The 12,453-nt window shown below is 52.4% G+C and carries 12 protein-coding genes, 1 tRNA gene and 1 pseudogene; 9 read left to right on the forward strand and 5 right to left on the reverse strand.

Translation table 11 applies throughout. From position 1 onward, the window contains the following. Positions 1-234 precede the first annotated feature (234 nt). From JHD74_RS26630 to lsrR, 5 genes and pseudogenes are all read right to left on the reverse strand, one after another. Positions 235-353 (reverse strand): annotated as a pseudogene (locus tag JHD74_RS26630) (integrase); the annotation flags it as partial. 111 nt (positions 354-464) lie between these two features. Further along, complete coding sequence (locus JHD74_RS14280; protein ID WP_024528863.1) at positions 465-1,475, reverse strand: AI-2E family transporter; 1,011 nt, start codon at positions 1,473-1,475, stop codon at positions 465-467. 131 nt (positions 1,476-1,606) lie between these two features. Continuing rightward, positions 1,607-1,957 carry a cupin domain-containing protein gene (locus JHD74_RS14285; RefSeq protein WP_024528862.1) on the reverse strand — a complete coding sequence of 117 codons (351 nt, stop codon included), beginning with the start codon at positions 1,955-1,957 and terminating at the stop codon, positions 1,607-1,609. A gap of 11 nt (positions 1,958-1,968) precedes the next feature. Then, a complete protein-coding gene (gene lsrK, locus JHD74_RS14290; protein ID WP_199062938.1) occupies positions 1,969-3,561 on the reverse strand; it encodes an autoinducer-2 kinase in 1,593 nt (530 codons plus the stop codon). Between the two features lie 52 nt (positions 3,562-3,613). Beyond that, positions 3,614-4,579, reverse strand: coding sequence for a transcriptional regulator LsrR (gene lsrR / locus JHD74_RS14295; protein ID WP_161629484.1), 966 nt, complete (start codon positions 4,577-4,579; stop codon positions 3,614-3,616). A 249-nt stretch (positions 4,580-4,828) separates the two neighbouring features. Here lsrR and lsrA point away from each other — a divergent pair, with 249 nt between their 5' ends. The 9 genes from lsrA to JHD74_RS14340 all read left to right on the forward strand — a co-directional run bounded on the left by lsrA (position 4,829) and on the right by JHD74_RS14340 (position 12,434). After that, positions 4,829-6,397 (forward strand): autoinducer 2 ABC transporter ATP-binding protein LsrA, encoded by a 1,569-nt coding sequence (gene lsrA, locus JHD74_RS14300; RefSeq protein ID WP_199062939.1) that lies wholly within the window; start codon positions 4,829-4,831, stop codon positions 6,395-6,397. Then, positions 6,391-7,440 (forward strand): autoinducer 2 ABC transporter permease LsrC, encoded by a 1,050-nt coding sequence (gene lsrC, locus JHD74_RS14305; protein ID WP_024528858.1) that lies wholly within the window; start codon positions 6,391-6,393, stop codon positions 7,438-7,440. The genes lsrA and lsrC overlap by 7 nt, the downstream gene beginning before the upstream one ends. After that, positions 7,437-8,438 carry an autoinducer 2 ABC transporter permease LsrD gene (gene lsrD / locus JHD74_RS14310; protein ID WP_199062940.1) on the forward strand — a complete coding sequence of 334 codons (1,002 nt, stop codon included), beginning with the start codon at positions 7,437-7,439 and terminating at the stop codon, positions 8,436-8,438. The genes lsrC and lsrD overlap by 4 nt, the downstream gene beginning before the upstream one ends. A gap of 42 nt (positions 8,439-8,480) precedes the next feature. Beyond that, on the forward strand, positions 8,481-9,503 hold the full coding sequence (lsrB, locus tag JHD74_RS14315) for an autoinducer 2 ABC transporter substrate-binding protein LsrB (protein ID WP_024528856.1): 1,023 nt from the start codon (positions 8,481-8,483) through the stop codon (positions 9,501-9,503). Between the two features lie 34 nt (positions 9,504-9,537). Then, entirely contained in the window at positions 9,538-10,413 is an 876-nt protein-coding gene (gene lsrF / locus JHD74_RS14320) for a 3-hydroxy-5-phosphonooxypentane-2,4-dione thiolase (protein ID WP_024528855.1), read from the forward strand. Between the two features lie 55 nt (positions 10,414-10,468). Beyond that, positions 10,469-10,759 carry a (4S)-4-hydroxy-5-phosphonooxypentane-2,3-dione isomerase gene (gene lsrG, locus JHD74_RS14325; protein WP_024528854.1) on the forward strand — a complete coding sequence of 97 codons (291 nt, stop codon included), beginning with the start codon at positions 10,469-10,471 and terminating at the stop codon, positions 10,757-10,759. 220 nt (positions 10,760-10,979) lie between these two features. After that, positions 10,980-11,069: transfer RNA gene (locus JHD74_RS14330), tRNA-Ser, on the forward strand. Between the two features lie 673 nt (positions 11,070-11,742). Next, positions 11,743-11,952, forward strand: coding sequence for a hypothetical protein (locus JHD74_RS14335; RefSeq protein WP_024528853.1), 210 nt, complete (start codon positions 11,743-11,745; stop codon positions 11,950-11,952). A gap of 101 nt (positions 11,953-12,053) precedes the next feature. Next, a complete protein-coding gene (locus JHD74_RS14340) occupies positions 12,054-12,434 on the forward strand; it encodes a DUF1622 domain-containing protein (RefSeq protein ID WP_024528852.1) in 381 nt (126 codons plus the stop codon). Positions 12,435-12,453 lie beyond the last annotated feature (19 nt).

The raw sequence follows: 12,453 nt of genomic DNA on the forward strand, positions 1-12,453 counted from the left end.
GAACATGAACTTAATTCAGCCAAGATTAAGCCGCCGTACTATCTGTAGACAAGAAACTGGACTGCCCCTCCAACATGATCGACCATTGCAAATATTTTTATACGCTCTCCCGTCTGATGTCGTACCAGTGACCACATCAACCAAGTTGGCGTTGAAGTAAGTAGCCATGGGCCTCCCCACTGCATCACAGCATGGATAGGCTGTTTAACTCTGCCAGCAGTTTAGCCAGACTTACAGTGGGTCAGTGTGATTGGCCAACTGTTCGCGAATGGTTTGTGCCAGACGAGCAGCATCCACGATACTGACTTGGGGGTAGATATTCCTAAACCGGCGTTACGCCGTTTTTGTGTAACCATGCATTAAAATAAAAAAAGCCTGAACTCATGTTCAGGATTTTTATTACATATCCCCCCAAACAGAGAGGGGTGAGAAGCCTCAGCAAGGTTCGAAAAAATGGCACGTCCTCAAATCAGCTTAGCTTCTCTAAGTTCACTTTTCAGATAAGCATAATAGATAGGAGCGGCAACCACACCAGCCAGACCGAATGCCGCCTCAAAGACCAACATCGCCAGCAAGATCTCCCAAGAGTTAGCCCTGATTTTAGTGCCAACAATACGGGCATTGAGGAAATACTCAAACTTGTGGATGACGATCAGGTAGAGCAGCGCAATCAGCGCCACTCCGAGTGAAACCGACAGGCCAGAGATGAAAACAATGGTATTGGAGATCAGATTGCCGATCACCGGCAGCAGGCCAAAGATAAAGGTAAACACCACCAGCGTTTTCGCCAACGGGATATGGATCCCACATAGCGGTAGCACACCAAGGATAAAGATAGCCGAGAAGAAGGTATTGATTGCCGATATTTTAACTTGCGCAAACACAATATTGCGGAACGCCTGTGATAGCAGCGAAATCCTTTTCATCAACTCACTTTTCAGTAATGGCCGCTCCTCGCTGCTATCAATGTTATACAGTGAGACTATGGCACCGAGCACCATCCCAATCAGCATGGTCACCAGGCCATGCAGTACGCTCTTGCCCATCGTCTGTAACAAAGCGATGTGCTGTTGCAGTCGGCTCAGGATCTCGTTCTTCAGCTCTTCTACACTCAACGGCAGATAGCCCGGCAGATATTTTGCCACCTCTTGCTGGACATCCTGCAGGATGAACGCAATACGGGTGTTGATGCCAGAGATATTCTTCATATCCTGCATCAGATAGCCGACGAGACTCCCCACAATGGTGATCAACAGGCCGACCACCAAGGTACTGATCACCGCTACAACCAGCCATCTGGCCCGATGGCCGCCAATCACCTTCTGAAAATGTGGCGTAAGGATATTCACGATCTCGTAAACCAGAAAACCCGCCATAAAGCAGGTAAGAAGATGCAACGGCAACAGCAGCAGGATCCCCCCCATCACAAAGATGAAACTGATTATCCTGGCCTGTTTAACATTCATTATCTGCATTGTTACTCGCTTGTCCTTGAGAGGATAAGATTTTTAAGTACCTGTTTTAGTATTATGTTTTATTTAACATGCCAAACAGAACACGACAACTTAAATCACCTGGCTTCAAGGCGAGAGCTCAGGCTTGCTCCCTAATAGCTCTCAGGCTCTGCGGGATGGCTATCCCCTAAAATATGCGGCGATTTCACGAATACCCCTTTCCACGGTACCGAGCCAGTATTGACCAGAAAATGTGCCTCGCCCGGATCACACTGCAACACATCTCCTTCACGCAGTATCTGCATCTCGCCTTCCAGATACAGACACACCTCTCCACTGAGAGTATAAAAGACTTCGCAAACCTCCTTGTGGCGGTGATTTCTGAATGACTGGCCTGGCTGCAACACCACGACGCCCATATCGCACATCGGCCCACGGATCAGATATTTTGGGCCATTGTCGCCGAAGCGATAGTCATGCGCCATTTCATTGGTCTTGATCATGATACCCTCCTTTAAAGGCCAGGAGCCTTCCACATTGACGTCGTTAATCCGTGATCAACCAAACCAAGTTGATCCAGATACACCTCCAGCCATTTTTGACGTGCCTGTTGATAAACTTCACTGTTTTCTGGATTCGGGATATGTTCCCTATCCCAACGCACCAAGCTCTCCCCCGCATCCGCCAACGACGAATAGACCCCTACCCCCACGCCAGCCGCAATAGCACATCCCAGCGCGGTCGCTTCCTTAACCACCGGGACTCGTACGGTCAGTCCTGTGACATCGGCCAGGATCTGGCTCCAGAGCGTGCCTTTTGAACCACCGCCGGCAAACACCAGCGAATCGGCTTTGACACCTGAAAACTCGGCGATTTGTTGTAGATTACAGGCCGACACTATGGCCGCGTTCTCTTCAAGGGCGCGGAACAACGTAGCTTTATTGCACTTTTCCGGATCGATCGACAGGTTGATAAATGAGGGAGCGGCGTGATACCAGTTCTTAAAGCGCATGACATCGGAGAAGATGGGCATAACGCCATGAGCACCTGATGGGACCCGCCTGGCCATATCTTCCAGCAAGGCATAGGTATCCACGCCCAGACGTTCACCAATCAGCTTTTCCTCGGCGCAGAAGGCATCACGGAACCAGCGCATCGTCAGCCCGGTAAAAAAGCTGATGGATTCAGCCTGAACCATGCCCGGGATCACATGCGGGTTAATGCGCACATTCATATTGGGATCGGTGACAGGCTCAGGGAGGTTCACCACCTGCTGCCAGAACGTTCCCCCTAATACGGCGGTCTGCGCTGATCTGACGATACCTAGACCCACGCATCCCAATTGAACATCACCGCCCCCGACAATCACCGGTGTACCAGCCCGCAAACCTGACAGTGCGTCAGCGTTGTCCGTCACCGCCCCCAGTGGTGTTCCCGTCTCTTTTACCGGTGAAAGAATGTCCGAACGCAGGCCCGCCATTTCCAACAGGCCTTTTCTCCAGTCTCGCGTGACCAGGTCAAGCAACCCGGTAGTCCCGGCATTTGATGGGTCAACTGCAAGTTCACCGCTGAGCATATAAGCCAGCCAGTCACTGATCATGGTGACCGCGGCGGCCTGGCGATAGATGTCAGGACGGTAGTGCGCCAACCACAGCAGCCGGGGCATGGCGCTCAGCGCCAGCGTCTGCCCTGAACAACGGTATACCTCATCTTCAAAAGTATGGTGGTGGATCTCTTTTAACTCGCTGACCTCACGCGTTGCGCGTGCATCTACGTTGGCGCAGGCCCAGATCGGCTGCCCCTCCGCATCATAGATCACAATCCCTTCACGCATCGAACACGCAGCCACGGACGCAATCGCCTCCGGCGCAATGGCCGCCATCTTTAACGCCTGATGGATGCATTGGCAGGTGAGGTGCCAGTTTTTGGCAAGATCGAATTCCATGGAGCCCGGTACATCAGGGACCGCCAAATGTTGCCATTCGGCTTGCCCTACTGAGACTTGATTGCCTTCCAAATCAAAAATTACCGCTCTGATGCTGCCGGTACCGGCATCCAGAGCCATCAGGTATTGGCCTGATGTGGCAGGAGTACAGAGTCGAGCCATGAGTTTGTCCTCGGCTGGTGTTTGAGACAGTCTGTTACATCGCTATTAACCTTTACTTTCCAATAAGCTTGAGCATTTCTGCCGCCGTGTCCTGATCGGTAACTAACGCGTTGATATAGCCGCCCTTCAATGCCGCCACGATCGCTTCGGCTTTTGGTACTCCCCCCGCAACCCCGACAACGGTAGGTATGGTGGCAAGCGCGCTCAAGCTCAGCCCTATCAATTCTTGATGAATTTGCATGTCGGGAATGATTGCGCCGCTGGCATCAAAAAAGTAACCGAGAATATCGCCAACGGCGCCTTTGCGGCCAATCATCAGTTGCTCGCCTTCGGTGATATAGCCAGCGCGTAAAATGGTGGCGGCATCTTTTTGATTCACCGCCCCGATCCCTACTACGGCGACATCGGCAGCCTGGGCTGCCAGCAGCACGTCCCTGACACTATTTTCATCCCGCAGGGTACGGGCAATATCGGCAGAGGAAGCGCGCAACGGAGCTGGGATCATGCTGACGCTGCAGGCGGCATCCAACTGACCAATCCCGGTCATATAAGGCCCTACGCCACCGGAAAGCGTGACCAGGCGAATTTGCTGCGAAGAAATGAAGCCACTCAGTCTTTTCAGGGTGCTCATGGTCGCTTCGCCAAACCCCGCCGCCAGCAACTGTTGTGTCTCCAGGGACTCCATCAGCATGTGTGCCGCACCAATCCCCAACCTCGCGCTGTCATCAGCCTCGGCCAACGCGGGCAATACGCGAATGTTTTTCAGGTCAAAGTGTTTTTTCAATGCATCTTCATACTGTAGGCAACCTTCAAAGCGGGAGTTAATCTGCACCCGAATGATCCCAGACTGATGCCCTTTCTCCAGCAAACGCGAAACTTTAAGGCGCGTCAGCCCAAGCCGGGCGCTGATCTCGCTTTGCGTCAGCCCATCGTGATAGTAAAACCAGGCGATGCGGGCCACCTGCTCCTCCTCACACATGCCATGTTCGGTTATCAATGCACTGTCATTTATCGTCATAAATCCGCTTCTCTTTGAACATTTTTAAAACTTGAACACAATTGTTCCGCTATCGCTCAACAATAGCTGTGAGTCATGCCACAAATATACACCAAATTTGAACATCGGTTTTATTAGCACACAATTATTCAAAAAACGTGATCGCAGTGATGGTTTTATCGCCAAACCATGACTAAGGTTATGAACAATTAGTTTTCTAAAAAATATTTGTTCAACTCAGTCACTCGTCTTCGAGTGAACGGAGGCAAGATGCAAACCGGTGAATACTCAGATCCACCTCTGCTCTGTGTACAAAATATCAATAAGCACTATTCCGGTGTTGAGGTGCTGAAAGGCATCGACTTTACCCTGCATGCCGGGGAGGTACATGCCCTACTCGGCGGTAATGGCGCAGGGAAGTCCACGCTGATGAAGATCATTGCTGGCGTAGTACCACCGGATGGCGGCGCTATCGAGATCAATGGCCAGCGTTGTGCCAGCCTGACCCCGGTAAAAGCGCATCAACTGGGGATCTATCTGGTGCCGCAGGAACCGCTGCTGTTCCCCAGCCTGTCGGTTAAAGAGAATATTCTGTTTGGCCTGCCTGCCAAGCGGGCTGCGGTTGAAAAAATGCAGCAGTTACTCGAACTGTTGGGATGCAAACTTGAACCCAACAGCATGGCAGGTTCGCTGGATGTGGCTGACCGCCAAATCGTTGAGATCATGCGGGGATTAATGCGTGATTCCCAGATCCTGATCCTGGATGAACCCACGGCGTCGCTGACGCCTGCCGAGACGGACCGATTATTTGCCCGCCTGCATGAACTGCTTGGCAAAGGTGTCGGTATCGTCTTTATTTCCCATAAGCTGCCGGAAATACGCCAGATTGCTGACCGCGTTAGCGTAATGCGTGACGGCAAAATCGCCCTAACGGGGAAAACCGCCTCGCTGACCACGGATGAGATTATTCAGGCAATCACCCCTGCAGCCCGTAATGCGGATCTCTCCGCCAGCCAGAAACTGTGGTTCGAGTTGCCTGGCAATCGGCCAGCCAACCCTCAGGGCAAAGCCGTATTGCAGTTGAGGGAGCTCACTGGTGAAGGCTTCCGGCAGGTAACACTCAACGTCCACGCAGGAGAAATCCTGGGTCTGGCTGGCCTGGTCGGCTCCGGGCGTACCGAGTTGGCTGAAACGCTGTATGGATTGCGCCCAGCCAGTGCGGGCAGCATCATGCTCAATGGTGAAGAGATCGCTGAACTGAGCACTCGCCAGCGGTTGCAACGTGGGCTGATCTATTTACCAGAAGACCGGCAGTCTTCCGGGCTGTACCTGGATTCATCGTTATCTTGGAACGTCTGTGCCCTGACCCACAATACCGGCGGGTTCTGGGCCCATCCACAGCGTGATAACGCCACGCTTGAACGTTATCGCCGGGCGCTGAATATCAAATTCAACCACCCGGAACAACCGGCACGCACCCTGTCCGGCGGTAATCAACAAAAAATACTGATCGCCAAATGCCTGGAAGCAGCGCCACAGCTGCTGATTGTCGATGAACCGACCCGTGGCGTCGACGTCGGTGCACGCAACGATATCTATCAGCTCATTCGGAGCATTGCCCAGCAGCATGTCGCGATCCTGTTCATCTCATCCGATCTCGAAGAGATAGCCATGATGTCCGACCGCGTCTGCATCATGCATCAGGGCGAGGTGGCAAGCAGCGCACTGTGTGGCAAAGAGATTACTGTGGATACCATTATGCATATGGCCTTTGGCGAACAACACGTTGCATCTCCCTCCTCCTATCAACCTCATACCAACGGGGAGACCTCATGCTAAAGATGATACAAAACAACCGAGAGCTGACGGCATTGCTGGCCATCATCGCTCTGTTTGCGCTACTGGGGAGTATTGATAGCAGCTATTTCAGTTTTCAGACGCTGACCATGATCTTCAGCAGTTCGCAAATCCTGATGTTGCTGGCCATCGGTGCAGCGCTGGTCATGCTGACCCGTAACATTGATGTCTCGGTCGGTTCCATCACCGGGATGTGTGCGGTGCTGCTTGGGATAACGCTCAATGCCGGATACAGCTTGCCCGTTGCCTTTAGCGTCACGCTGTTACTCGGTTTACTGGCGGGCTTTTTTAATGGGGTGCTGGTCGCCTGGTTTAAAATTCCTGCCATAGTCGCCACCCTGGGCACCCTTGGTCTTTATCGAGGCATCATGCTGCTATGGACCGGAGGTAAATGGATTGAGGGGTTGCCAAGTTCGCTCAAGCAACTTTCTTCAGCGGTGCTGCTGGGCATCTCACCGATTGGCTGGCTAACCTTACTGCTGGTGGCGTTAATCGCCTGGTTACTGTTGAAAACCTCATTTGGCCGCAGCTTCTATGCGACCGGTGACAACCTGCAGGGTGCTCGTCAACTCGGGATCCGCACCGAGGCTATCCGCATCATCGCCTTCTCGCTTAATGGGCTAATGGCGGCGCTCGCCGGGATCGTGTTTGCTGCACAGATTGGCTTTATTCCCAACCAGACCGGCACCGGCCTGGAAATGAAGGCCATTGCCGCCTGCGTGCTGGGAGGTATCAGCCTGCTTGGTGGTTCTGGCACGGTGGTGGGGGCCATTCTGGGTGCCTATTTCCTGACGCAGATCGACAGCGTGCTGGTACTGCTGCGCATTCCTGCCTGGTGGAACGACTTTATCGCTGGCCTGGTTTTGTTGGGGGTTCTGGTATTTGATGGCCGCCTACGCTGCGCCCTGCAAAAGAATATCCGCCGCCAGAAATATGCCCGGTTTATCGATCCCCCTCCCTCGCCCCCCACATCCCCTCACACCACCCAACTCCCTACCCAGGGAAAAAAACGGGAGATCGCATGATGGCACAATGGCGACGTTTCGGCTGGGAACTGGCGCTGGCCGCCCTGCTGCTGATTGAGATCCTGGCATTCGGGGTCGTTAATCCACGCATGCTGGATATTAATGTCCTGCTGTTCAGCACCAGCGATTTTATCTGTATTGGCATTGTGGCACTGCCGTTAACCATGGTGATCGTCAGTGGCGGCATTGATATTTCATTTGGTTCCACCATTGGTCTGTGCACCATTGCGCTAGGGGTGATGTTCCAGGCGGGTCTACCCTTGCCGTTGGCAATAGCGATAACGCTGGCCTTGGGCGCCCTGTGCGGTTTGATCAACGCTGGATTGATCATCTACACCGGTATCAATCCTTTAGTGATCACCCTCGGCACCATGTACCTGTTTGGCGGTAGCGCCCTGCTGCTTTCGGGCATTTCTGGTGCCACCGGCTATGAAGGCATCGGCGGATTCCCGATGGCCTTTACCGATTTCGCCAACCTGACGGTGTTCGGCCTGCCAATTCCGCTGACCTTCTTTATGGTTTGTGTCCTGCTGTGCTGGCTGCTAATGCACCGGACACACGCCGGGCGCAACATTTTCCTGATTGGCCAAAGCCAGCGCGTGGCGCAATACAGTGCGATCCCGGTTAACCGAACGCTGTGCGCCCTGTATGCGATGACTGGATTTGCTTCAGCCATTGCTGCGGTGCTGCTGGTTTCCTACTTTGGCTCGGCACGTTCCGACCTCGGCACCTCCTTCCTGATGCCAGCCATCACGGCGGTAGTACTTGGCGGGGCAAATATTTACGGCGGCTCAGGTTCCATTCTCGGTACCGCCGTAGCCGTCTTGCTGGTCGGTTATCTGCAACAAGGATTACAAATGGCTGGCGTGCCTAATCAAATCTCCAGCGCACTTTCCGGGGCGCTACTGATTATTGTCGTCGTGGGCCGCTCCATCAGCCTGCATCGGCATCAAATCCGAGAGTGGCTCCAACGACAACGCAGCACACATCAGGTTTGAGCCAGGACACATCTTCTGACAACGCGATATACGGAGAACAACATGACCCTACAACGTATCAAAAAAATCGCACTTTTAAGCGTACTCGGCATGGCTTCGCTAAGCATTGGCGTACAGGCGGCAGAGCGCATTGCCTTTATTCCCAAACTGGTGGGTGTCGGCTTTTTCACCAGCGGAGGTAATGGAGCATTAGAAGCGGGGAAAGAGCTGGGCGTTGACGTAACCTACGATGGCCCAACCGAACCCAGCGTTTCCGGCCAGGTGCAGTTGATCAACAACTTCGTTAACCAGGGCTATAACGCCATTATCGTCTCTGCCGTCTCCCCGGAAGGGCTGTGCCCGGCATTAAAACGTGCCATGCAGCGTGGCGTGAAGGTCTTGACCTGGGACTCAGACACCAAGCCCGAATGCCGCTCTTATTACATCAATCAGGGTACGCCAGCCCAACTCGGAGGCATGTTGGTCGATATGGCAGCCAATCAGGTGAAGAAAGAAAAGGCCAAGGTCGCCTTTTTCTATTCCAGCCCGACGGTTACCGACCAAAACCAATGGGTGAATGAAGCCAAGCGTAAAATCGAAAAAGACCATCCGGGCTGGGAGGTGGTCACCACGCAGTTTGGTTACAACGATGCCACCAAGTCACTGCAAACCGCCGAAGGGATCCTGAAAGCCTATGGCGATCTGGACGCCATCATCGCCCCGGATGCCAATGCCCTGCCCGCAGCGGCCCAGGCGGCAGAAAACCTCAAGCGTGACAACGTGGCGATTGTGGGGTTCAGCACCCCAAACGTCATGCGCCCTTATATTCAGCGCGGCACGGTTAAAGAGTTCGGCCTGTGGGACGTGGTCGAACAGGGGAAAATTTCGGTTTACGTGGCCAACGCCCTACTGAAAAACGGTGAATTGAAGGTTGGCGACAAGCTCGACATCCCTGGTGTGGGCCAGGTAGAGGTTTCACCAAACAGCGTACAAGGCTACGACTACCAGGCAAAAGGCAATGGCATCGTGCTGCTACCTGAGCGCGTGGTGTTCAATAAAGACAATATCGACAAATACAACTTCTAACCTATCGCCCCGACTATTTGAAGGGAGTAATACAATGGCTGATTTAGATGACATCAAAGATGGTAAAGACTTCCATATTGACCAACCGCAGCAAAATGCCCTGTTTAGTTTAAAAGGGTGCGGTGCGTTGGATTGGGGCATGCAGTCCCGCCTGGCACGCATTTTTAACCCCCGCACTAACCGAACCGTGATGCTGGCCTTCGACCACGGGTATTTCCAAGGACCGACGACCGGGTTGGAGCGGATTGATATCAACATTGCGCCGCTGTTTGCGCATGCAGACGTGTTGATGTGCACTCGGGGTATTCTGCGCAGCGTGATCCCGCCAGCCACCAACAAACCCATCGTCCTGCGCGCTTCCGGAGCGAACTCCATTCTGACCGAATTGAGCAATGAGGCGGTGGCTGTCGCCATGGACGACGCGGTGCGTCTGAATAGCTGTGCCGTCGCCGCACAGGTTTATATCGGTACGGAACATGAACACCAGTCGATTAAAAACATCATCCAACTGATCGATGCGGGTCTGAAAGTCGGCATGCCCACTATGGCGGTGACTGGCGTCGGGAAAGATATGGCGCGCGATCAGCGTTATTTTTCACTGGCCACGCGTATCGCCGCCGAGATGGGGGCGCAAATCATCAAGACTTACTACGTGGATAAAGGATTCGAACGCATTGTGGCTGGCTGCCCAGTTCCCATCGTCATCGCCGGTGGGAAGAAACTGCCAGAACGGGAAGCGCTGGAGATGTGCTTTCAGGCCATCGATCAAGGGGCGTCCGGGGTAGATATGGGGCGGAATATTTTCCAGTCAGAAAGCCCGGTTGCCATGATCAAGGCGGTGCACGCCATCGTTCATCAGAACGAAACTGTAGAACACGCCTACGAACTTTTCCTCAGCGAAAAAGGCTGATACGGCTGAAATGCGGGCCGGTTTTCCAGGCCCGCCCCAATCAAGGAGGCTGATTATGCACGTTACCCTGGTCGAAATTAACGTTCATGACGACAAGGTTGAACGGTTTATCGAGGTGTTTCGGCAAAACCATCTGGGCGCGATCCAGGAAAAGGGCAACCTGCGCTTCGATGTGTTACAGGACCCGGACATCCCCACGCGCTTTTATATCTATGAGGCCTACGCCGATGAACAAGCGGTTGCCTTCCACAAAACGACCCCGCACTACCAAGCCTGTGTCGAAGAGTTGGAGTCGCTGATGACGGGTCCACGTAAAAAGACGGTCTTTGTTGGTTTGATGCCCTGAAGGCTTGCCCCACCTTGCCGCTGGGGCGAGCAATGAAGTTCGTTTTTGAACAGCACCTGTCAACAGCTGCTGGGCTAAACAAACGCGGTATTCCGGCCTTGATTTACGGTAAAGCGGCGACGGCTTAACCACCTGAGCTAAAACCGTAAAAATATTCTTGACCGGTTAACCGACTCTCCCTATAGTAGCGCCCCGTTGCACTGAGTAACGCGCAACGTACGGTGAGGTGTCTGAGTGGCTGAAGGAGCACGCCTGGAAAGTGTGTATACGCGTAAGTGTATCGAGGGTTCGAACCCCTCTCTCACCGCCATATTTTAAGAGAAAGTCTGAACTAACGTTCAGACTTTTTTTTGCATGTAACACAGTCAGAGAGGGGTGAGAATCCTCGACAGGGTTCGACAAAATGGCTCGCAGCGCAGAGACATTTTGGACGGCCGACGGGCCGCCCGCAGGGTGAGCTTGCGAATCAAGCCCTCTCTCACCGCCATATTCCAAGAGAAAGTCTGAATTCACGTTCAGGCTTTTTTTTGCATGTAACACAGTCAGAGAGGGGTGAGAAACCTCGACAGGGTTCGACAAAATGGCTCGCAGCGCAGAGACATTTTGGACGGCCGACGGGCCGCCCACAGGGTGAGCTTGCGAATCAAGCCCTCTCTCTCCGCTATCAAACAAGAAAGACTGAGCTATTGGCTTTCAGTTCATACTACTCATTTCCCCTTACCCACAATATAGATCGAGTGCCACATTAACAGTGCATTGGGGGAAGGAGCGGGTCCAGAGGTGCTGTCAGATACAGTAGACAAATTGTGGCACGTTCGGTCCCCTTGAGGGTGAGGGGACGGCGTCAAGGTAGCTGTAAGCCTCTCGACGATACAATCGGACAATTTATCACCATACTCTGTTTAAGCAAAAGTTAGAAAGTATTTGCTACTATACTCATAGCGCTATAATTTAGTTACTTTACTCACGACACAGGTATCATCATGACTAATCAGCATACTAACGGCGAATTGACTGAAGAACAAAAAAGAGAAATTGACTTAATAGCATTACAACGAGTCCAGGCAATGAATAGTGATGAGTTCCTTTGCCAGCGCATTGATGAAAAAGTTCACGCGATGGAAGATCACGTCAAAGCTTATTTCAATAAGTGTTTCTCACTCCACTTAAACAACAAGCGTAGCGAAAAGTAAAATCCTTTACGGGCCTGTGCGAAAACGCCCTATTCCAAGCCAGCAACTAAGCACGGTTTGTCTGTGAGAGGCTAAGAAACATGGAAAACGGAGCTAACTAATTGGAAAGTATCAAAGAAATAATTATCTATTTCTCTCTAATGCTACAGGTTTTTTTAGAGTTTCTCTCCGTTATTTGCGTTTTTGTCGGGCTGGTAAAGGCACTTTATACCACAATAACCAAAGTTAAAAGTCAGTCCATTCTCTATTTGATAAGGGCGCGCTTTGGAACCTGGCTTGCTTTAGCGTTAGAGTTTCAATTAGCGGCTGATATCCTGGCAACGACAATCAACCCTAGCATGGAAGAGTTGATTAAACTGGTAATCATTGCCGTGATACGTACATTCCTTAATTACTTTTTATCTAAAGAGTTGGATTATGCCGAAAACAATGTTGCTGTCGTCGATAAAACCGACGCAACAACGCTGGAGGGGAAAAAGTAAAAGCGTCAAAGAAAGCATA

This window comes from Serratia sp. ASV30 (assembly GCF_016428815.1).
Classification (GTDB): domain Bacteria; phylum Pseudomonadota; class Gammaproteobacteria; order Enterobacterales; family Enterobacteriaceae; genus Chania; species Chania fonticola_C.

Coding starts and splice junctions, on each gene's coding strand:
- lsrK (WP_199062938.1), bottom strand. CDS start 3,561: ATGGCTCGACTCTGTACTCCTGCCACATCAGGCCAATACCTGATGGCT.
- JHD74_RS14280 (WP_024528863.1), bottom strand. CDS start 1,475: ATGCAGATAATGAATGTTAAACAGGCCAGGATAATCAGTTTCATCTTT.
- lsrD (WP_199062940.1), top strand. CDS start 7,437: ATGATGGCACAATGGCGACGTTTCGGCTGGGAACTGGCGCTGGCCGCC.
- lsrA (WP_199062939.1), top strand. CDS start 4,829: ATGCAAACCGGTGAATACTCAGATCCACCTCTGCTCTGTGTACAAAAT.
- JHD74_RS14335 (WP_024528853.1), top strand. CDS start 11,743: ATGACTAATCAGCATACTAACGGCGAATTGACTGAAGAACAAAAAAGA.
- lsrB (WP_024528856.1), top strand. CDS start 8,481: ATGACCCTACAACGTATCAAAAAAATCGCACTTTTAAGCGTACTCGGC.
- lsrR (WP_161629484.1), bottom strand. CDS start 4,579: ATGACGATAAATGACAGTGCATTGATAACCGAACATGGCATGTGTGAG.
- lsrG (WP_024528854.1), top strand. CDS start 10,469: ATGCACGTTACCCTGGTCGAAATTAACGTTCATGACGACAAGGTTGAA.
- lsrF (WP_024528855.1), top strand. CDS start 9,538: ATGGCTGATTTAGATGACATCAAAGATGGTAAAGACTTCCATATTGAC.
- lsrC (WP_024528858.1), top strand. CDS start 6,391: ATGCTAAAGATGATACAAAACAACCGAGAGCTGACGGCATTGCTGGCC.
- JHD74_RS14285 (WP_024528862.1), bottom strand. CDS start 1,957: ATGATCAAGACCAATGAAATGGCGCATGACTATCGCTTCGGCGACAAT.